This is a genomic window from Allomesorhizobium camelthorni (assembly GCF_011045125.1).
Lineage (GTDB): Bacteria > Pseudomonadota > Alphaproteobacteria > Rhizobiales > Rhizobiaceae > Allomesorhizobium > Allomesorhizobium camelthorni.
In genome coordinates this window covers 39,453-58,948 of the sequence record NZ_JAAKZF010000038.1, presented here as the reverse complement: position 1 = coordinate 58,948, position 19,496 = coordinate 39,453, and the positions used below count along the sequence as shown (strand labels likewise).

The window sequence follows — 19,496 nt, the reverse complement described above, 5'->3', positions numbered from 1 at the left end:
GATCGGCGCAAGTTTGAACAGGAAGCGGTCGGCCTCGGCCGGGATGTGGTCCTCTTTGGTTAAGAGCTTGATTCCGTCCGCCACGGGCTGCAGCAGCCCGTGCCACCCCACACGCATCGGCCCCATCCGCTGCTGCATGTGCCCGGCGATCTTGCGTTCCAGCCAGGTCAGCGGCAAGGGTAGCAGCAGCAGGACCGCGATCAGCAACGCGACCTTGAAGACGATCAGGCCAAGGGCGACGACAAGTTCCATGATCCGCAGCTACCTGTTCAACGGGTTGCGACTGAAGACCGGACTTGGCTCCGGCCATACACTGAGCACTTGCGCAGTTGTCAGGCTGTGCGGGAACGGCAGTTTGCCAACAGCGACGCACCTTATAAAATGATATCACGATCTTGTGGGCGCTGCTATGATGTGCCCGGACTCATCAGTCCAACGATGAAGTTCACGACCGCTGTGGGATCCGCGAAATTCGGATTGGCGGAGGGTGTGATGGGATGTCGCCTGTTAGCCGCTCCCTGCGCGCCTCGTAAGGGAGCCTGGCTCCACAATCATTCTCCCGATTGCTTCAGACACCCGTCGGCTGGCCTGTTCCGTTGTCCAGCCGCGCGCAGTTGCTGACCGTCATCGACAAGGATGCGGCAGGGCGACTCAAGACTCGGAAATTCATTCCGGTTCGGTTCAGCCGGCTCGAAACGGTCGTTTGAGGGGTGCGGACATCGGACTCTGGGCGCGCACTCTTCAATGCCGCTGCCGCTATGATCACCAACGACCCAAAGCAGCGTACAGGTGCAGTATTACCTCGTCCTTCACGCGCGGCATTTCCAAGGATGCAGCCGGCAGTTGCGGTTAGTTTCCGCAATCGTCGGAGTCGAAGCCCGACGGGTATCGACTATCCGCCGGGCGAGCCACCCTTTCAGTGGTGATGGGCGGAAACGCTCTTGATGTATTCGGACACCTGTTCGATCGGCGCCGATTGACCGATGTCGCCCACACTGAGGATTCCGACCATCCGCATATTCTTGTTGATCACCGGCAACCTGCGGATTTTCAGTTCCTCCATGTGACGTACGGCCTTGGCCAGATCGTCGTCTTCGCGGCAGCAGTGAATGCCGGCAGTCATGACATCGCGCGCCGTCGCGGTACGGCTGTCGAAACCGTCCTCCGCCAAACCGTTGCAGACGATGTCGCGGTCGGTCACCATTCCGACCAGCCGGTCGTTCTCTCCGATGGGAATCGAGCCGATATCCTGGTCTCGCATCAATTTCGCTAGTTCGGTGACAGGGGTTTCGGGGCTGACCCAGTCGACGCCCTTGTGCATTGCGTCTTTGACTTTCATAGCGGACCTCCCTTGCTGGTTGCCTCCTCGCTGCGTTCAGCTTACCGCGGACGGGGTTTGGCTGCCAGAGGTCATCGTCCAGCCCCACTTTCTGGAAGCATGTGGAAGCTCGCCGACACTGGTGCTGACCATCGACGAGTACGCTGAGGGCGCAAGATCCGAGCACCCTCCTTCACTCGCTTCGCTTCGCAGTCGGCGCGAGACCGCCGCATAGTGGGTCAGGAAGGCGAGGCGTCTCAATCTGTTCACGACCTTGTGTGCTTGCAGCGCCAGACTCCGGGCTCTCAAATGAGATCGCCTCGCCCATCGTCTCCGCTCAGGCTGTTGGACGCCGCGTTGCCGACCAGAGTATTGGCGCGTGCGTTGCCGGTTTCGTTCAGATTGCCCGCCCCTGCAACTCGAGCCGCTCGACATCGGCACCCAACGCCCAGTTCGCCCGCGCCGCCGTTGAGTACATTGTTGAGGCTGTTGCCGACCAGGGTGTTGTTCAATGCATTGCCGGTACCATTGGTAGCGCTGCCTTCGAGTCCCAGTCGCTCGACCTTCGCAGCGAGAGTCCAGTTGATGCAGGATCGCACTGTGTCGGTGCCCTCACCCAAGAACCAGTCATCTCCGTCGGTTTGTCGGAACGCATCGGCCCGGCCGGCATGGCGACGTAGGCCAGGCACGCGAGTTGCGGAAACGTGGCCGGGCCATCTCTTTCCGCTGGCTACGGCAGATTAGGGAAGTAAGATGCCCTTGAGAGTATCGGCGCCGGCCTGCTCATCGAGTACGACGGAGCAACCCGTCCGTATCGCGACCTCCGAAATGGCCTTAGCCAGATCTTCGTCGGAAGTCATTGCACAAAAATTGGCAAGGACTGGTGTTGGTTCTTCCTCTAATTTTGGTCTGAAAAACCTGACCGGAGGATCGTCATGACTGCCCCACGCCCGTCCAAGACGCATATCGGAAACCATCGACTGCATCCTGAAACGTTGATGCTGAGCTACGGCTTCGACCCTCAGCTATCAGAAGGGGCGGTGAAGCCGCCGGTGTTCCTCACCTCGACGTTCGTGTTCAGATCTGCCGAAGAGGGGCGCGATTTCTTCGATTTCGTCTCCGGCCGCAAGGAACCGCCGAGCGGAACCGGAGCCGGGCTGGTCTATTCGCGCTTCAATCATCCCAACAGCGAAATCGTCGAGGACCGCCTAGCAATTTACGAAGGGGCCGAGGCCTGCATCCTGTTCTCGTCCGGCATGTCGGCCATCGCCACCACCTTGCTTGCCTTCGCCCGTCCGGGTGACGCCATCGTGCATTCGCAGCCGCTTTATGGCGGCACCGAAACTCTGTTTGCCAAGACCTTGGCTAATTTTCGCGTCGGTGCTGTGGGTTTCGCCGATGGTGTCGATGAGTCAGCCATTCGCACGGCGGCCGATGAAGGTTGCAGGAAAGGCCGCGTATCGGTCATCTTCATCGAAACGCCTTCCAACCCGACCAACTCGTTAGTCGATTTCATGGCGGTCGGCCGCATCGCCGACGAGATCGCCGCCAAACAGGGCCAGCGCCCGGTCGTCATGTGCGACAATACTTTGCTCGGACCGGTGTTTCAGCGTCCGCTTGAACACGGCGTCGACGTTTCCGTCTATTCCCTGACCAAATATGTCGGCGGCCATTCCGATTTGATCGCCGGCGCGGCACTTGGAAGCAAGGCCGTCACCAAATCGATCAAGGCGCTTAGGGGGGCGATCGGCACGCAGCTCGATCCGCACTCGTGCTGGATGCTCGGCCGCTCGCTGGAAACGCTGAGCATTCGCATGGAGAAAGCCAACGCCAATGCCCGCATCGTCGCTGAATTCCTGGCCGAGCACCCGAAGGTCGCAAGGGTGGCCTATCTGCCGTTCCTCGGCGACGACACTCCGGCCGCAAGCGTATTCAGGACGCAATGCACGGGTGCCGGATCGACGTTCTCGTTCGACATTCGCGGGGGTCAGGCCGCGGCGTTCGCGTTTCTCAACGCCCTTCAGATATTGAAGCTTGCCGTCAGCCTTGGCGGCACGGAATCGCTGGCTAGCCATCCTGCCGCCATGACCCATTCGGGTGTGCCCAAAGACGTTCGGGAACGGATCGGAGTTCTTGAGTCGACCATAAGGCTGTCGATTGGCGTCGAGCACCCCGACGACCTTGTCGCCGATCTCACCCAGGCCCTGGCCGTCGCCTGAAAATGCCGTGAAAAGGGGCAGATGGCGCCTCTCGGCGATCTGGGCCATCCGGCCACGAGCCTGTTCTGTCCACATCTGGACCCCGTTGCCCACGTAAGCTGATCGGACTTGGTCAGGCCGCCGCCATGCCGGCGATCCGGGGAATGAGCCACAGCATCGCGGCCGTGCCGATCGCGTAGGCGCCAATCAGCCGCGCCGGCGCGGGCGGTATCCTGACCAGTGCGTCCGCTGCCTTGAGCAGGACGAGCGCCGCGGCGACGAAGATCAGCTGTCCCGCCTCGACGCCGAGGTTGAATGTCAGCAGGCTGAGCGGCGCGTCGGATTGCGGCAGGCCGATCTCCTTCAGCGCGCCGGCGAAGCCGAAGCCGTGCAGCAGACCGAACGCGAAGGCCACCACCCACGGATAGCTCTCGGACAGCCGCCGCTCGTCGGGCTTTGCCTTGACGAGCTCGCTGGCGACGAAGGCGATGCTGAGCGCGATGGTCGCCTCCACCGGGGCCTGCGGCAGGCTGAAATAGCCGAGCGATGCGCCAGCCAGCGTGATGCTGTGCGCGACGGTGAAGGCGGTGATGGTCTTGACCAGCATCCAGCGGTCGCGGATCAGCAGCATCAGCGCCAGCACGAACAGCAGGTGGTCGAGGCCCGACAGGATGTGGTCTACGCCGAGTAGGAAATAGGTTTGCGCCACCTCGAGCCCGGTCTGCGTTCCGGCCGCGACGAAGGCCGGCGCCTCCGGCAGCAAGCGCGCGACCTCGGTGTCGCCCGTCGCGTACTGGATGCGCACCAGCGCATCGGTCATAGTCGTGCCGAGCCCGCCAACGCCGATCTCAAGGCCCTTCAGTCCGCCCGCGCAGGCCACCGTCCATCGCTCCAGATAGGCTCCCGCCTCGATCGAGCGCGCCGGCTCGGTTTTCGCCGCGCACGAGGCGGGCAGGCGGGCATTGAGCCCGAGGCGCATCTCGCCCTGCGCCGGAACCTTCCATACGACAGCGAATTCGTCGGGCGCCGTTTCGCGCATATCGAGATAGGCCGGCCGGATCTCGTGGGCCATCCCAGGTGCGGCCAGGAACACCGTGATGAGCACGGCCAGCAAGGCGCCAAGCCGCGTCACTGGCTGACTTCCATGTCGTCCAGGCTCTCGATGCTCACCACATAGCGCTTGAGGAGTTCGGCGAAGCGCTGGTCCTCGAGTTGGGCGCGTTTGGCATTCGTCCACTCCCGCGCCACCGCGTCGCGCACCTCGTCGAGCGCCGGCACCCGGCCCGGCATACGTTCCGACACACGGATCAGGTGAAGGCCGAAGCCGCTGGCGACGGGACCCGTCCACCGGCCCACGGGGGCCTTGTCGAGCTCTTCCGCGAAATCGGCGCCGAAGGTCTGGCCGATCGATGTCTTGCCGGAGAGCGGAAGCCCGGGCGGAAGCAGTGTTACGTCGCCGAGCGAGGCGGGGTCGGTCTCGGGCCTGCTCAGAGCTTCCAGAATTGCGGCCGCGTCCCGTTCCATTCGATCCCCATGCTGCTCGGGATTGAGAAAAATGTGCTCGAAGGCCAGCATCGGGTCGATCTCGAACGCATCCGGATTGGCTTTCAGGTAGGCGTCAAGCTCTGCGTCGGTCGGCGCCGGCATGTCGGTGTCAGCGAGGAACTCCATCTTTTGGCGAAGGCGCCGGCGCACGACCGTGTCGTCCTTGTCGAGCCCGAGCGCCAGCGCCTGGCGGACGAGGATTTCCTCCTTCACATGATCGTCGATCATGCCCTTGAGTTCTTCCGGCGTGGGCGGACGCTGCCAGGTCCTGGCGAACAGCGTCGTCATCTGCTCGATCTTCGCCGCCGTGACGACGATGCTGTCCGTCTTCTCGTCCGCGTCGGCGCCGACCAGCCCGTGCACCGCGAAGATCGCCAGCGCGAGCAGCAGGAAGTGGAGGAGCGGTTCCTTCAACAGCGATTTCAGCATCGGTCATGCGTCCAGGGCGGAAGGTTGGGGGCTGGTTTCAGGCGTCGTGGCTCATCGGCGAAGGCTCGTTCACGTGCCACCCCGGATGGTCGGCTCGACGCTCGGCGCCTGTTGTGGCGCCGCCGGACTTGCCTGGGTCGCTCTCGCCATGACGGACCGTATGCTCGCGGTCTTCTCCTGGCCGCCGTAAAGGCGCAGCAGCCCATAATCCTCGGCCGCGGCCGCGTTCAATCGGCCGCCCAGCAGCGCCCGAACGACCTTCTCGTTGGTGACGATCACGACGTCGCCGCCGGCCGGCCCGTCGGCATGGCTCTTGGCGTAGACGCCTTCCGGGCCGGCCTCGAAGCGCGTCCACATGACCTGCGGGATGAGCACGACCGACATGGCCACGCCGGTTTCGGCCAGCTTCGCCTCCGCCAGCCTCGCACCAAGCTGCTTCATGACCGCGGCGGCGCGGTAGAATGCGAGCGGTCCCGGCGCCCGGGGCTGGCCTCGCGGCGGCAGCAAGCCTGTGTTCTCGGCCTGCCAGACCGCCGTGCGCACATAAAGCGCGTTCGGGTAGGCCCAGTTGAGCGTGCCGAGCGCGAAGGCCTGCGGGTTGTCGTAGCCGCATGCCGAAGCTGCGGACGCAACGCCGACCGCCATGCCGATTGCCAAGGCGGCGGCGCCGGCATGGCGAACCGGCTGCGATTGTTTCACCGAACTGGGTGAACCAAGATCAGTCATTGGCGAGATCGTCTTCATCCTCCGTTCTTCTCGAAAGACATGCCCTCGTTGAAGGCTTCGTAGGGCCGCCATCCTGAATTCGGCCTTCATGGACTCTTTCAGCCATTGCGAACGCTCCGAATCGCAGTAGCTCTGGAACTATCTTTCAAAATATCTGGCCGGGTCCATCGCTCGTCCTCCAGCGTTGAGTCGCTCGCCGCCGCTTCCGGCGCTATTGCCCGGTCGCGACCCACAACACGCAGGCGGCTCCCTCGCAATGCTTCCAAGCATCATTGCTTAGAAATAGACGACGACATATCCGCCGCCCGACTTCTGATAATAGACGCCACCGCAGTAGTAGAGATTGTAGCCGTAGTAGCTGCCGTACGGACAGCCTGTGGGAATGGCGCCGATATAGGCGCCGCGGCGGATCACGCAGCGCGTGGTCCTGCGGGCGACGCCCGCAACGCTGCCCGGCGTTGCCGGACGCCCAACGCGCGCTTCGGCATCGGAGACCAGGTTAAAGAAGCCCATGCCCACCCGCCAGTCGGCGATGTGGAGGTCCGAGCCGCCGAACAACAGCGCAAGTGATGCGATTATTGCCTTGGTGGACGACCTCATTGTGCATCTCCTTCTTCAAGCAGGCCGGCGACATCGTCCAGCCCGGGCATCTCCTCAATCTTCACTTCCTTGGCATCTCCCGTCTCCAGCTGGAAATCGTCAGCGGCTACGCCCTCGCCGACCTTCCAATCGGAAATCTGTACCGTGTAGGAAGGCGCCATGGCCATCATCCTGCTGGTGATGGTGAAACGGCAGGGACGGGGCGCGTCGCCATCGGCGATCCAGATCTCCCAGTCGGTGTCCTTGGTGCGGAAGGCCAGGTGGTTGCAGACCTCGCCACCAATCACACCGCTTCCGAGGTCCTTGCCCGCAGTGACGTTCTCCATCATGATCGCGAAGGCGTTGGCCGACAGAAGGTCGGCGGCCGGCGCTTCGACGCCATAAGCGGAGCGGAGCGTATCGATCATATCGTCGACCGAGCCCTCTAGGGGGATCTTCGTATAGACGTTGAGGTTCTTCCCGATCGCCGACACCGTCTTTCCGTCATAGGTCAGTTCGACATCGACCACGCCGGTCCGGGTCATGCGCGCCTTGTCCGGGCGTCCTTGTTCTCACGCGTTTGCGTAAAGACCTTTACGGCGTGTACCAGATGGGCGAAGTATAGGCGCGTTCGGTGACGGTCATGCGCGTGCCTTCCAGCGGCTTCGTCCCGAACCGTTTGGCGTCATAGGCCGTCCAGCGCGGCGTCGGGATTTCGATGACGCGCCCGTAATAGAAGGCCTTCAGCTTCGGATCGAAGTCCGGGTCCTTCCACACCGCGATCAGCTCCGGCGCGCCGATCGTGTTGGTCCATGTCGCGTTCTCGATATCGACCGTGCTGCCGACCGACGGCACCTTGCCGTCGGCGCCAGGCTTGCGGTCGCCGCCCCACGCCACATCGTAGACCTGCTCATGGGTTTCGCCCTTATCGTCGAGCCAGCCCTTGACGATCTGGTAGCGGTCGAGATTGGCCCCGATCGGGTCCTTCAGCGCCGCCACCAGGAACGTCGGCGCCTTGCCTTCGGGCGCCGCCGTCAGGTCGCCGCCCATCGGCACGCCCTTGCCGTAGCCGATCGCGCCGGGATTGCGGGTCTCGGCGTCGGCCGGCTCGAAATCCCAGCCGCCGAAGAAGCGCACGGCCATGCGCGGTCCCGTCGTGCCGTAAGTCTCCTTGCGCTGCATGGCGTCCCACAGCGACTCGCGGGTGTTCTCCGCCGCCCAGACGGCGGCGTAACCCGACGCGCCGACCTCCCAGTCCATCACCGTGATATTGGTCTTGGCGTCCTTGACGAACGTCGCCGTCAGACGCTCCGGGCTTGGCTCCTGCGGCGTTGTCTTGCCGAAGAAGTTTTCTTCTTCCATGGCCGCAAGGCCCGTATGCGCGTCGGAACTGCCGACCAGCCCGAACTTGTAGGGGTTCGTGCCAAGCCCGGCTTCGAGCTTGAGGCCGTTCTTCAGCGCCGCGCGCGTATATTCAAATTCCAGCATGTCGGGCGTTTTCGGCACGCTGGCGTCGAGGTTGCCGAAATCCCACGTCTCGAAATCCGCGAACTCGTCGTTCGGCGACAGCAGCGGATGCGCCTCGCCGTCGCCCTTGGTCTGGGTCGTCTCGTAGAGCCGTTCCCACCTGGCGCGCTGCTCGACATATTCGGTGTCCACCGGCTTGTCGGTGAAGGATTCGATCAGCGGAAACATGCGCCCGTTGGACAGATTGCCGTTATGCGCGATCGCCAGCACGCTGCCGCCGGTCTTGTCCTCATAGGCCTGCATCCACTTCCACAAGTCGCGCGGGTTGTCGCTGCCGAGCGGCTTCAGCGTCGTGTAGGGCACGACCTGGTCGGCCTTGTCGGCGTTGTCGCGGAAGATGACGTTGCGGTGCAGGTTGTTGCCGGCGGTATTCGACGTCCATTCATAGCCGATGAAGGCGGTGAACCGGCCCGGGTCGTTGTATTCCTCAGCCGCCTTCACCGTGTCCTGCCACGCGTTCTTGTAGGGGCGCGTGTCCGGCCCGTAGATCATCGACTTCGGCAGCGTTCCCTTGCCGAAGCTAAAGATGATTTCGAGTGCAGCCTTGCCGCCTTGTCCGGCCTTGATCTCCTCGTACCAGGTCTTCGCCTGCGGATCGGCGATGACATCCGGCTTTCCGGCGAAGAGGTCGGGAAACATACCCATGTTATCCGAATGGTCGGCCACCACGAGAAAATCGAGTGGCCGCGACAGCTTGACCGGTTGACCGCTCGACGCCGTGATCTCCTCGCCGCGGGCGAAGCGGTAGGCGTCGCGAGGCGTCAGTCGCGCGCCGAAAGCGCCGGCGTCGAACGAGGCTCCGGTGTGGAGGTGGGTGTCGCCGAACAGCGGCCGGGTCGGAAAGTTGCGCCCCGCATACGGCGAATAGAGTGGCTTGCTCGGATGCGCTTTCCCGGCCTTTTCAGGCGTCAGCGTGCCGACATCGGTGGTTTCTTGGGCGGCGGCTGGCCGCCCAAGCCCAGGCCCGGCAATACCGAAGGCGGCGACCCCAGCCAAAATCGAAGCTGCGCGTATTTTCCTCATTGTCTCCTCCCTTTCCGCCAACGGTAGCATTCGTCGACAAGCGCGTCTTGTTCTTTGATCTGGATCAACGGCGCTCCGCGTCGACACCCGGACCGCGATGATGCCGCAGCCGTATGGAACGACGAGGGACCACGAAGGAATGGTCGCATCGCGGGTCCACTTTCATATAGGTGCGCTTCGGCATGTGACAGTTGATGCAAAGCGCACCGGCCGAGCCGTCGGGATGATGAGTATGCGCAGCTGTGTCGAACGCGCCGCTCGGATCGAAGCTGGAAAGCGCGCGGGAGCCGTTTCGGTATGGCATTGTGTACACAGCGCGTTGCCTCTGCCTGAGAGCGCCCGGTTACACGCCAGCGGGTTGAATCTGCCAGCGGGTTGAATCTAATGCAGATGCCTCAGCTTGTCGGGGTTCCGCATCACATAGATTGCCACAACCTTCCCGTCCTCGATTTCGAGCGCGGTCGTCTGCAGTTCATCATCGGCCTCGAGCGTGATGAAACCGGGTAGTCCGTTCACGAATCCGGTCCGGATGAGCTTCGAGCCATCCTTCCGGAACAGGGCCGCCAGATTTTCGTGCACCTTCATCACGGCATCAAAGCCGAAGATCGGCTGCATGGCCGCTGGACGCTTGCCGCCACCGTCGGCATGGACACTGACATCGGCCGCCAACATCGCACCGAGCGCCTTCATATCGCCGCTTCGCGAGGCGGCAAAGAATGCTCCGGCAAGCTCGATGCCTCGTTGTTTTTCCACCTGGAAGCGAGGCCTCGCCTCGCGCACATGAATGCGTGCGCGGGCAGCGAGTTGGCGGCACGCAGCCGGGTCACGCTGGATGCTCGCCGCGACTTCCTCGAAACCCAGCCCGAACACATCGTGCAGCAGGAAGGCCGCCCGCTCGAGCGGAGAAAGGCGCTCCAGCGCAAGCATCAGCGGCAAGGTGACGTCTTCCTCTTCCTCCTCTTCCACGACGGGATCGGGAAGCCAGGGACCGACATAGGTCTCGCGCTGGCGGCGCGCTGATTTGAGCTGATCGAGGCAGAGCCGCGTGACGGTACGGCGCAGGAACGCCTCGGGCTCACGCACCTCGCTGCGGCCGGCCCCCATCCAGCGGATGAAGGCCTCCTGTACAACGTCCTCGGCGTCGGCTACGGAGCCCAGCATGCGGTAGGCGACGCGCATGAGCTTTGGACGCAGCGGGTCGAAGCTCGCCGCCGCGTCCGCGTGCCCGGCCTCCGGCATCAGGCCGCTACCTTGGCCTGAATGGCCTTCGCGGCCGCCGGATCAACGAACAGCCCGAAGCCGACCGCGAGCCGGTTCCAGCCGTTGATGATGTTGATCATCAGCGTGAGCTTCACCTGTTCCTCTTCCGAAAACTCCCCCTTCAGGGCTTCATAGGCGCTTTGGTGCGTATGCCCTTCGGAGAGCCGCGTCAGAGCCTCGGTCCAGCCGAGCGCGGCGCGTTCGCGGTCGCTATAGCAAGGCGCCTCGCGCCAGGCCGACAGCAGGTAGATGCGCTGTTCGGTCTCGCCTTTCTTGCGGGCATCCACTGTATGCATGTTGAGGCAGTTGGCGCAGCCGTTGATCTGGGATGCGCGGATCTCGACAAGCCCGATGAGGCTAGGTTCTAGGCTCGAATGGATGGCGAGCGACGTACCCATCCAGCTCTTCATGAGCGAGGGGGCGGCGGCGAAGGGATCAAGTTTGGCAGTCATGGTTCGTTTCCTTCTGTTGGTTACGACATCATGACGAGACAGGATCTGCCAATGTGACATACACGCCGATTTTTTTCGCATCGCCGCCAACCCCTTGGCGCCGGTCCGGCAACTTTCTCGAAGCTCGCCCGCGTCTCCCCGGAGGCGCGGGCTTTTGTGTTTGATCCTGTGAACCTTCCCGGTTGCGGCTCAGAGAATGAAGTCGGTGCCGGTCATGAAGTTGGTGCCGGCGACCAGGATCTGCATGTCGGCCGTTGAATCGCCGTTCAGATCGGCGTCGATGATGACGGTTCCGTTATAGTTCGAGTAGCGAAGCTGGCCGGCGACGCCGGAGAAGGCCGCGCTGCCGATGAAAGAGAACGCCTGGTTGCCGCCGGCGAGCGTGTTGGCGTCGATGGTCGCAAGATCGATATGATCGAAGCCATGGCTGAAGCCGCCGACAATGGAGTCGCGGGACGCCGGGCCGGCCGGACTGTCGGAAACCAGATCGAAGTCGAAAGTATCATTTCCCGTGCCGCCGTTGAGGATATCGCTGCCCGCGCCGCCGATCAGCCTATCGTTCCCTGCGCCGCCGGTAAGCGTGTCGTTGCCGGCCCCACCGACGATGTAGTCGTTGCCGTCGCCGCCGTTCAGGCTGTTGTTACCTGAATTGCCGACCAGCGTGTTGTTCAAGCCGTTGCCGGTGCCGTTGAGGTTCGAGGAACCCTGTAGTTCCAGCCGCTCGACATTGTTGGTCAACGTCCAGTTGATGTAGGAGCGAACGGTGTCCGTGCCTTGGCCAGGATCTTCGGCGGTCACATCGCCGGCCGCCGCAACGATATAGATGTCGTTGCCGGCGCCGCCGCGCATGTAGTCGTTGCCGGCGCCGCCGTTGAGCAAATTGTTGCCGGAGTTGCCGACCAGCGTGTTGTTGTCAGCATTACCGGTACCGTTCAGATTGCCCGCGCCTTGCAGTTCCAGCCGCTCGACATTGTTGGCCAGCACCCAGTCGATGTAGGAGCGCACCGTGTCGGTGCCTTCGCCGGCATGCTCGGTAGTGACGTCGCCTGCCGCAGCGACAATGTAGATGTCGTCGCCGGCGCCGCCGAACATGGTGTCCGCGCCCGCCCCGCCATCAAGCGTGTCGTTGCCATCGCCGCCGTCAAATGTGTCATTGCCGGCCCCGCCCAGCAGCGTGTTGGCAATCCCGTTGCCGACCAGCACGTCGTTGAAGGCGCTGCCGATCAGGCCTTCGATGGAATTATAGATGTCACCGAGGGCCTCGCCGGTGTTGAAGCCGGGCGCGCCGAGCGCTGCCGTCAAGCCCACCGTCGCGCCGGCATAGCTCGCATAGTCGAAGTCGCCGCCGCCGTCGAACACGTCCGCCCCGAGCCCGCCATTGAGTATGTTGCCGCCATCGCTGCCGACCAGCGTGTCGTTGCCGGCCCCGCCGACCAGCGTGTCGTTGCCGGCCCCGCCGACCAGCGTGTCGTTGCCGGTCCCGCCGACCAGCGTGTCGTCGCCGGCCGCGCCGTAAAGCGTGTCGTTGCCGGCCCCGCCCAGCAAAGTGTTGGCGATCCCGTTGCCGGCCAGAATATCGTTGAAGTTGCTGCCGCTCAGACCCTCGATGGTATTATACGTGTCGCCGGCGGCCTCGCCGGTGTTGAGGCCAGGCGCGTCGAGCCGGGCGGTCACTCCCGCCGCCGCTTCGCTATAGCTGGCATAATCGAAACCATCTCCGCCGTGGAGCACGTCGGCGCCGAGCCCGCCAATCAGAATGTCGTTTCCAGCACCACCGTAAAGCTTGTCGTCGCCGGCATCGCCATACAGACTGTCGTTGCCGGCGAGGCCGCTAAGAATGTCGGCGTCGCCGGCGCCGGACATGATGTCGGAAAGCGCGTCGCCAACCAGATTGTTGGCATTGTCATCCCCGATTGTCGTGCGAGTGATCTGGTTGACCTCGCCGGTGATCTGCCCGCCGTCTCCATCATTTTCCGAATCCGTCCAGACTGCCCCGAACACGCCGCTGAAGAAGGATGAGATGGAGACGTCGCGGTCGTTGGTGCTGGATGAAGTGATGGCGAATGCGTCGGTGGACCCGTTAACCGCGATCGGAACGCCATCCGGATCGAACAGCCGGGCATAAATGTTGGTGCCGGCGAGGCCAGCGGGTTGCGTCCATGAGACGACGATGAAGCCGTTTTCGAGGACGGTGATGTCCGGATCCTGCTCGACCGCACCGGAATTGGTGTCGACGCGGAGCACGTTGCTATGCGCGGCGCCGTTCGAGTCGAAAGTCCGGAGGGTGAGCCCGTCGCCGCTCCAGCCGCTGTCCGAAAACACCACAGCCCATCCCCCGTCCTGCAAGGCCGCTACGGCCGACTGGTTGTTCTCACCCACGGGGCCCACCAGGAACGCCGGCGTCCTGACGTCACCGTTGAAGTCGTGGATCTGCGCGAAGACTTCATCATTGCCCGAGAAAGCGTCAGTATAGGTTACAACGAAGCCGCCGTCGTTAAGCGCCGTGATCGCGGGATCGAACTGATCGCTCGCCGAGGTGTTGATTGTGATTTGACCGCTGACCTGTTCGCCCTCCGTATTCATTATCTGGAGATAGACGGCCGCTCCGCTGCTCGTCGCCACCACCCAGTTGCCGCCGGCAAGCGCCGTTGCTTCCGGATCGCCGTCGCTACTGAAATTGGATACTTGGAACTCGGAGTGCACGATACTTCCGTTTAGCGGGTTCACGATCGCGCCGACAACCGTATTGGCGCCGCCCACCCCTTCGTCCCAAATGACCGCGACGTTGCCGTTCGAAAGCTCGATGATTTCGGGATCGCCTTGCATATAGATGTAGTTGTCTTCGTAGGGGATGGTGAAGTGGCCCACCCGACTGAAGTTTGCATCATAGAAGGTGACCAGCGGCAGGCCCTGGCCGCCGAGTTCTGATCCGTAGACGACCGCGAATCCGCCATTTGACAAGCCGATGATCTCGGCGCCAAACTGGTCGCCGGAAATAAACCCGTTCGCGGTGAATTCTTCTGTGGCGGTTTCGAAACTGTATTCGGTCGTTACGGCCATGGTCCTGCTCCAAGTGATGCTCCTGGCCCGGTGGACCAAGGCGGTTGATCGATGGAGCGGTTTTGCGGCCGCGTTGTTTCAGGCGAATGCCTGATTTGGCCGCCAATGTTTCAGACAATGCGGCAAGCCAGGCGATAACCGCGACGCCGGAACGCGATCTCGGGAGGCCGCGGCGCCGCGTCATTCTGTTTGAACGCGACGTATTCGAGCAGTCAGATCAATTCGCTCGCCTGCACGACACAAATGAAACCTTGACGTGGAAACCGGCAAACCGGAGCAACAAGCCTCCGCCAATGGTGGCGCCAGAAAACGACGGAGATTTCTGGCGCCATGCAAACCGAACCCAATGTGGAAAGCTCGCCCAAGGGCGAGAGCAAGGCCGCGCGCACCGCCTGCATCGCGGTCCTCGTGGGCGCGCCCGGCCTCCTGCTGACGGCGTTCGCCGCCGCGAATTCAACCTCTTTGACGATCCGCGCCGATCTCGTGCTGACGGTTTTGGACATGCTCGTCCTTGTCACGGCATGGATCGTGGCCCGCCGCGCAGGACGTGCGGGCGCAATCTCTCCACAAGCGGAACCGGCTATGGCCGAGACACTCGCCTGCACGCTTGCCGCGCTTTGCATGAGCCTGTCGATGGCGGTCGTCGCGTGGATCGCGGTCCGGCGGATTATGGCCGGCGGTATGGCGCCTCAGGGATCGGGTGTCTTTCTGGCCATGGCCCTCAATTTCGCCTACGCGGCAATCAATTTGTGGATACTGCGCAGGTGGCGGGAACGCGGGCGCAGCGCGCCGTCGTCCCTTGTCCGTTCGCAGATATGCCTCTTCTCCGACAAGCTAGCCTCGAACCTGTTGATTGCGCTGTCCCTGGGTGCGGCGCTCGTTCTGGAGGGAACGCTCATTGCCCGCTTCATCGACCCGGTCGCCGGTCTGCTGATTGCATCGGCAACGGCGCGCTGGACCGCTCCGGTCGTTCGCGACGCTTTACGCGGGCTGCGAACGGGTCTTGGCCGCCGCCGCGAGGCGGTCGCCGACGTGGAGATCTGAGCGCAAGCTGCTGCTCCCGCAGCGCGAGTTTTTCCCTCCGTGCGGTAGCGCGGGCAGTCCCTGCTCACGAGTGGAGCTTACCGTGTGAAGTCGGATGATTGCGTCACATCAAAGCCGCGTGACAGTCTGCGCCGGCTCATAAACATACCCTTCGCCGCGTACGGTCAGCAGGATAGACGGTTCTTCGGGATCGACCTCGATCTTCTTTCGTATCCGCGTGATGCGGATGTCGATACTGCGATCGCCCGGTTCCAGGTCGCGGTGATGCGCCAATTGGCAAAGCCGGTCGCGCGACAGAATCTGCCGCGGATGGCGGATGAACACCGATATGAGCTCAAATTCCATCGCGGTCAGGGGGATTTCGGCTCCCTCGGCGTCGATGATCCGGCGCCCGGCGAGATCAAACGTGCACCGGCCGAGGCGGATATGGTTTTCGGGCTCGGGCTCGACCTCACCCAATCGCCTGAGAACGCTCCTGACGCGAGCCAGAAGTTCCCGCGGCTCGAACGGCTTGGCCATATAGTCGTCGGCCCCGGCCGCCAGTCCTTCGAGCCGGTGCGGCAAGTCGCCGACTGCCGTCAGCATCAGGATTCCGGCGCGACTTCGCCCGGCAATTTCGCGCGCGAGATCATACCCGCTTTCGCCGACGAGATTGACATCCAGGACGACGAGATCGGCCCCGGAGCGATCGAGTTCGGCCCGCATACCCTTGCCGTCGGGTACGGCATGAACATCGAAGCCGTGGGCGGAGAGATACTCGGCGAGCATTTCGCGCAGCGGTGCTTCGTCATCGACGATCAGCAGCTTTTGTCTCATCGGCTTTCAGCCTCCTGCACGGCGGACAGACGTTCCAGAACCAGCCTGCGGAAGGCCTGTGGATCGAGCGGCTTTTCGATCACCGCCGCTCCCGTCTCGCTGATGAACCTGTCGATCTCGGGCGCAAGCGTGTCGCCGGTCACGAACAGCACGCGATTTGCGAGTCCGGGGCGAATACCGCCGAGTGCCCGATACAACCCAGGCCCGTCCAGGCCGGGCATGCGGATATCGCTGATCAGCAAATCCATGCCGCCATCGCCGGCGGCTGCGAGCGCGGCGGTCGCGTCCTCGGCAATGGTGACGACATGGCCGTCTTTGCGCAGCATTTCCGCGATCATAGACGCGATGTCGGCGTCGTCGTCGACAACCAGCACTCGCGCGTTGGGCGTCCTGTTGCCGGCCTTGACGGCAGTATCAGGAGCGACAACCGCATCGGCTGGCCCACTCGGGAGCCAGACCGTGAAGTGGGCGCCTCGGCCTTCCTCCGTATCGAGCGTGATGCTGCCGTCATGGGCGCTCACGATAGCCTGGCAAACAGACAATCCAACTCCTGTTCCAACGCCGGCGGGCTTGGTCGTGTAGAACGGTTCGAATACGCGTGAGCGGACGTTCTCCGGCATGCCGGGTCCATTGTCCGCGACGACGATACGCAGGCCGTCGGCGTCACCCGACGAAGTGATTGTCAGCCGCCGCGGATGCGGCGCCAGCAGCAAGGCTTGCTGGGCATTTACGACGAGATTGGTCATGACCTGATGAAGCTGATCGGCGTCACCCCAGACATAGGGTAGACCCTCCGGCAACTCCGTTCTCGTTTCGATACCCGCGGAGCGCAGACCATAGGCGGCAAGTTCCAGCGAAGCGGCGACGACCTCGTTGACGTCCACCGCACCTCGCGTCGGCGGCTTCTTCCGGGCCATGGCGAGGAACGTCCGGACGATCCGGGAGCATCGCTCGGCCGCCGCATGGATCTTGTCGGCCCGCCCCGCGGTCGCGGCATCTGTCGAAAATTCCTTGAGCATCGAACTGTAGCCGATGACCACCGAAAGCGGATTGTTGAGCTCGTGGGCGACGCCGGCGAGCAGCGACCCGAGCGCGGAAAGCTTTTCGGACTGGTACAAGGTTTCGCGCTGTCGCGTGATCTCGGCCTCGGCCTCCCGCTGGCGAGTGATGTCGGTCACTGCCGCCAGTATTGCCGGTCGGCCTTGATGCGTGATCCGCCGCGCCGAAATAAGCGTGTTGAGCCGTTTCCCGTCAGGTTGAATCTGTTCGGCTTCGAACGCATCGACAACGCCTTCCCCAAGCAACCGCCGGACAAGCTCGTCGCGGCGAGAGAGGTCCGCCCAGGCCGCGGTTGCCGTCTGCCCGTTCTGTTCGACCTGAAGGCCCAGCATCTGATGCGCACGTTCGTTTACGAACATGATCTCAGCGCTTTCAAGCAGTGTGATTACAATCGCCAACGGAACACCCTCGGCAATGGCGCGGAATTGCGCTTCGCTTTCGGCCAGGGCCGCGGCGGTTTCTCGGCCCGCTTGCTCGGCCAGCACGCGGTCCGTGATGTCGCGGCCGACGGACTGGACCTCGATCAGGCGGCTCTCGCCGTCGAAAATTCCGTGATCGTTCCAGGCAAGCCATTCATGCCGTCCGTCAGGCATGGCGTTGTACAATTCGATGCTGGCGTCAGGCGCCTCCGGTGTCAGCCGGGCCAGATGCTCTGAAAATCGCCGCCGCTCGTCAGGCGGAAGGACATCCAGCTCGCACCAGGACGGGTCCAGCAGTTCCTCACGGGATTTCCCATGATAACGGCAGTACGCATCGTTGACGAAGCTCAGATAGCCGTCCGGCGTCATCCTCACGACAAACTCGGTTTGCAGTTCGACAACGCTTCGATAGCTGGCTTCGCTGGAGGCAAGCTTCTCCATCGTCGACCGGTTTTCATCAAAAATGCTCGACACGAGGTCGGCCCACGGCCGCCACAGCGCGGGAATTATCGGGACGGACGGAGTATCGCCCGCGCTTTCGGCGCGCAGGTGCTCGACCAGCGCGATTGCCGGACGGACAAACTGCCGGCGAAGGACCCAGTGAGCCGCAAAAATCGACGCCAGCAAGGCCAGCAGGATGACGGCGTAAGGAGCGATGCGCCCGGCGGTGATGCCGTTCAGCTCGCGGTCGGAAACGACGTGAAGGAGCGCCCAGGGCGTTCCTGCGATTTCCGCCGAAAAAAGGCGGTGGCCTGCCATATCGTGCCGTCCGGTTTCCAGAATGGTCGGCAAGATGTCGTCGATGTCGCCGAATCCCGAAGGCAATACGGCCGCCAGCTTGCGAACGGCTTCGCCGGTTGCAGGCGTGCCTGAACGGTCCGCGATCAGCTCTCCCGTTGAACTGACGATCCAGATCTGCCCTGCTCTCAGCGGCAGCTTCATCAGCGTTTCGTCCAGAAACGATAAAAGCAGGTCGGTTCCGACCATGCCTGCAAACTTGTCGCTGTTGAAAACCGGGGTGGCATGCGACACCATCCAGCCTGCGCCGGCGGCGTCGAGATAAGGAGGCGACCAGTAGGACAAGCCCGATGGGTTACGACCTGGCGTCGCGTCTAGATAGACGTCGTAGGCCAGATAGCTGTCGATCATTGCGCGGATCGAGCCGTGCCCGAAGCCCTCGACCATCTCCGCCCGCCCAACGAAGGGTGAAATGGCTACGAAAGCTCCGCTTGCCGAGAAATAGTAGCTCCAGCGGAGATAAGGCGTCACAAGATGGGTGAGACGCATGGGCTCGAACAGCGCCAGGGCCATCTCCACCTCGCCCGAGGCGGCTGCGGCAAGCCGGTCTTCGACAAGGTACATATTGCCGAGGCAGCGCTGCAGCGGCGTTCCCGCGATCGCGTCCAGCGTCATCCCTTCCGCTGCGCCTTGTGAGCCAGGCGGGAACGACGGCTTCAAAAGCGCGCGCAACCCCGGATCGCTTGGCGGCACGTTTCCATCCAGGAGATCGCCAGCCTGTTGCTTCAACTGACTGACATGATCCAGCGCCTCCTTGACAACGCTGTCGACTACAAGCTTCGCCTCGGAAATATCCGAGCCGAGGGCTTGCAGTTCCGCCTGCCGATGGGCGTCGAACTGATAGAAGGCAAGTCCCGCCACAAGCAGGACGAGCGGTAACGCGCAAAGGATGATGACAACCGCATAGCGCCGGGACAGGGGGAGTTTGGAGAAAGGCGACATCGCGGCTCCGGCGGCAAACGCGCCAGCCATCGTCCCCGCGCCGTCATTGCCCGGGGCAGGGGACGCCGCGGCCACGGCGCTGTCAAGCCTGGCCCGTCGATCATCAGCCGATGAGTGCATCTCGTCCCTTGAATACCGGGCAGCAGCCGGTCGAGCAGGCGCTCCGAACGTTTCGGGACGATGCCGCTCCACCGGCATTCCGACGCTCATTGTTTCAATTGTGTCGATGAGCAGACTCAAGGATTGGGACGCCTTTGCAGCTTGTGGCCGGCGTTGCTGAAGGGCGGCATGGCCGAATGCT

15 protein-coding genes and 2 pseudogenes are annotated in these 19,496 nt (G+C 63.0%); 2 read left to right on the top strand and 15 right to left on the bottom strand.

The genetic code is table 11. The annotated features are described in order from the left end of the window. The 3 genes from G6N73_RS22280 to G6N73_RS22270 all read right to left on the bottom strand — a co-directional run. Positions 1 to 252, bottom strand: a 252-nt coding sequence (locus tag G6N73_RS22280) for an NADH-quinone oxidoreductase subunit H (RefSeq protein ID WP_165031625.1), incomplete at its 3' end; no start/stop codon positions are given. Positions 253 to 916: 664 nt separating this feature from the next. Beyond that, complete coding sequence (locus G6N73_RS22275; protein WP_165031623.1) at positions 917 to 1,339, bottom strand: CBS domain-containing protein; 423 nt, start codon at positions 1,337 to 1,339, stop codon at positions 917 to 919. 284 nt (positions 1,340 to 1,623) lie between these two features. After that, positions 1,624 to 1,938, bottom strand: coding sequence for a hypothetical protein (locus G6N73_RS22270; protein ID WP_165031621.1), 315 nt, complete (start codon positions 1,936 to 1,938; stop codon positions 1,624 to 1,626). A 315-nt stretch (positions 1,939 to 2,253) separates the two neighbouring features. Between G6N73_RS22270 and G6N73_RS22265 the strand changes: the two genes are divergently transcribed. Continuing rightward, entirely contained in the window at positions 2,254 to 3,537 is a 1,284-nt protein-coding gene (locus tag G6N73_RS22265) for a cystathionine gamma-synthase family protein (protein WP_165031620.1), read from the top strand. 112 nt (positions 3,538 to 3,649) lie between these two features. Here G6N73_RS22265 and G6N73_RS22260 read toward each other — a convergent pair whose 3' ends face one another. The 10 genes and pseudogenes from G6N73_RS22260 to G6N73_RS38020 form a co-directional block, all read right to left on the bottom strand. Then, complete coding sequence (locus G6N73_RS22260; protein WP_165031619.1) at positions 3,650 to 4,648, bottom strand: HupE/UreJ family protein; 999 nt, start codon at positions 4,646 to 4,648, stop codon at positions 3,650 to 3,652. After that, on the bottom strand, positions 4,645 to 5,490 hold the full coding sequence (locus tag G6N73_RS22255) for a peptidyl-prolyl cis-trans isomerase (RefSeq protein WP_246252406.1): 846 nt from the start codon (positions 5,488 to 5,490) through the stop codon (positions 4,645 to 4,647). Before G6N73_RS22255 ends, G6N73_RS22260 begins: the two co-directional genes overlap by 4 nt. A gap of 69 nt (positions 5,491 to 5,559) precedes the next feature. Then, on the bottom strand, positions 5,560 to 6,216 hold the full coding sequence (locus tag G6N73_RS22250) for a hypothetical protein (RefSeq protein WP_165031618.1): 657 nt from the start codon (positions 6,214 to 6,216) through the stop codon (positions 5,560 to 5,562). A gap of 276 nt (positions 6,217 to 6,492) precedes the next feature. After that, the gene (locus G6N73_RS22245) at positions 6,493 to 6,816 is read right to left on the bottom strand and encodes a hypothetical protein (protein WP_165031617.1); all 324 of its coding nucleotides are present in this window, start codon (positions 6,814 to 6,816) and stop codon (positions 6,493 to 6,495) included. Continuing rightward, positions 6,813 to 7,346, bottom strand: a pseudogene (locus tag G6N73_RS22240) (DUF2092 domain-containing protein); the annotation flags it as partial. The gene G6N73_RS22245 and the pseudogene G6N73_RS22240, both read right to left, overlap by 4 nt. 43 nt (positions 7,347 to 7,389) lie before the next feature. Beyond that, a complete protein-coding gene (locus G6N73_RS22235; protein ID WP_165031615.1) occupies positions 7,390 to 9,345 on the bottom strand; it encodes a DUF3604 domain-containing protein in 1,956 nt (651 codons plus the stop codon). 121 nt (positions 9,346 to 9,466) lie between these two features. Next, positions 9,467 to 9,669 (bottom strand): annotated as a pseudogene (locus G6N73_RS37095) (hypothetical protein); the annotation flags it as partial. Positions 9,670 to 9,726: 57 nt separating this feature from the next. Further along, positions 9,727 to 10,584: a sigma-70 family RNA polymerase sigma factor gene (locus G6N73_RS22230; protein ID WP_165031614.1), complete on the bottom strand. Its 858-nt coding sequence runs from the start codon at positions 10,582 to 10,584 to the stop codon at positions 9,727 to 9,729. Beyond that, entirely contained in the window at positions 10,584 to 11,057 is a 474-nt protein-coding gene (locus tag G6N73_RS22225; RefSeq protein ID WP_165031613.1) for a carboxymuconolactone decarboxylase family protein, read from the bottom strand. The genes G6N73_RS22230 and G6N73_RS22225 overlap by 1 nt, the downstream gene beginning before the upstream one ends. 189 nt (positions 11,058 to 11,246) lie before the next feature. Continuing rightward, entirely contained in the window at positions 11,247 to 14,117 is a 2,871-nt protein-coding gene (locus G6N73_RS38020) for a calcium-binding protein (protein ID WP_165031611.1), read from the bottom strand. A 330-nt stretch (positions 14,118 to 14,447) separates the two neighbouring features. Between G6N73_RS38020 and G6N73_RS22215 the strand changes: the two genes are divergently transcribed. Continuing rightward, positions 14,448 to 15,161 (top strand): cation efflux transmembrane domain-containing protein, encoded by a 714-nt coding sequence (locus tag G6N73_RS22215; RefSeq protein ID WP_165031609.1) that lies wholly within the window; start codon positions 14,448 to 14,450, stop codon positions 15,159 to 15,161. Between the two features lie 108 nt (positions 15,162 to 15,269). Here G6N73_RS22215 and G6N73_RS22210 read toward each other — a convergent pair whose 3' ends face one another. After that, positions 15,270 to 15,977, bottom strand: coding sequence for a response regulator (locus tag G6N73_RS22210; RefSeq protein WP_165031607.1), 708 nt, complete (start codon positions 15,975 to 15,977; stop codon positions 15,270 to 15,272). After that, positions 15,974 to 19,195 carry an ATP-binding protein gene (locus G6N73_RS22205; RefSeq protein ID WP_165031605.1) on the bottom strand — a complete coding sequence of 1,074 codons (3,222 nt, stop codon included), beginning with the start codon at positions 19,193 to 19,195 and terminating at the stop codon, positions 15,974 to 15,976. Before G6N73_RS22205 ends, G6N73_RS22210 begins: the two co-directional genes overlap by 4 nt. Positions 19,196 to 19,496: the final 301 nt, after the last annotated feature.

Coding starts and splice junctions, on each gene's coding strand:
- G6N73_RS22275 (WP_165031623.1), bottom strand. CDS start 1,339: ATGAAAGTCAAAGACGCAATGCACAAGGGCGTCGACTGGGTCAGCCCC.
- G6N73_RS38020 (WP_165031611.1), bottom strand. CDS start 14,117: ATGGCCGTAACGACCGAATACAGTTTCGAAACCGCCACAGAAGAATTC.
- G6N73_RS22230 (WP_165031614.1), bottom strand. CDS start 10,584: ATGCCGGAGGCCGGGCACGCGGACGCGGCGGCGAGCTTCGACCCGCTG.
- G6N73_RS22210 (WP_165031607.1), bottom strand. CDS start 15,977: ATGAGACAAAAGCTGCTGATCGTCGATGACGAAGCACCGCTGCGCGAA.
- G6N73_RS22250 (WP_165031618.1), bottom strand. CDS start 6,216: ATGACTGATCTTGGTTCACCCAGTTCGGTGAAACAATCGCAGCCGGTT.
- G6N73_RS22265 (WP_165031620.1), top strand. CDS start 2,254: ATGACTGCCCCACGCCCGTCCAAGACGCATATCGGAAACCATCGACTG.
- G6N73_RS22215 (WP_165031609.1), top strand. CDS start 14,448: ATGCAAACCGAACCCAATGTGGAAAGCTCGCCCAAGGGCGAGAGCAAG.
- G6N73_RS22245 (WP_165031617.1), bottom strand. CDS start 6,816: ATGAGGTCGTCCACCAAGGCAATAATCGCATCACTTGCGCTGTTGTTC.
- G6N73_RS22235 (WP_165031615.1), bottom strand. CDS start 9,345: ATGAGGAAAATACGCGCAGCTTCGATTTTGGCTGGGGTCGCCGCCTTC.
- G6N73_RS22205 (WP_165031605.1), bottom strand. CDS start 19,195: ATGTCGCCTTTCTCCAAACTCCCCCTGTCCCGGCGCTATGCGGTTGTC.
- G6N73_RS22255 (WP_246252406.1), bottom strand. CDS start 5,490: ATGCTGAAATCGCTGTTGAAGGAACCGCTCCTCCACTTCCTGCTGCTC.
- G6N73_RS22225 (WP_165031613.1), bottom strand. CDS start 11,057: ATGACTGCCAAACTTGATCCCTTCGCCGCCGCCCCCTCGCTCATGAAG.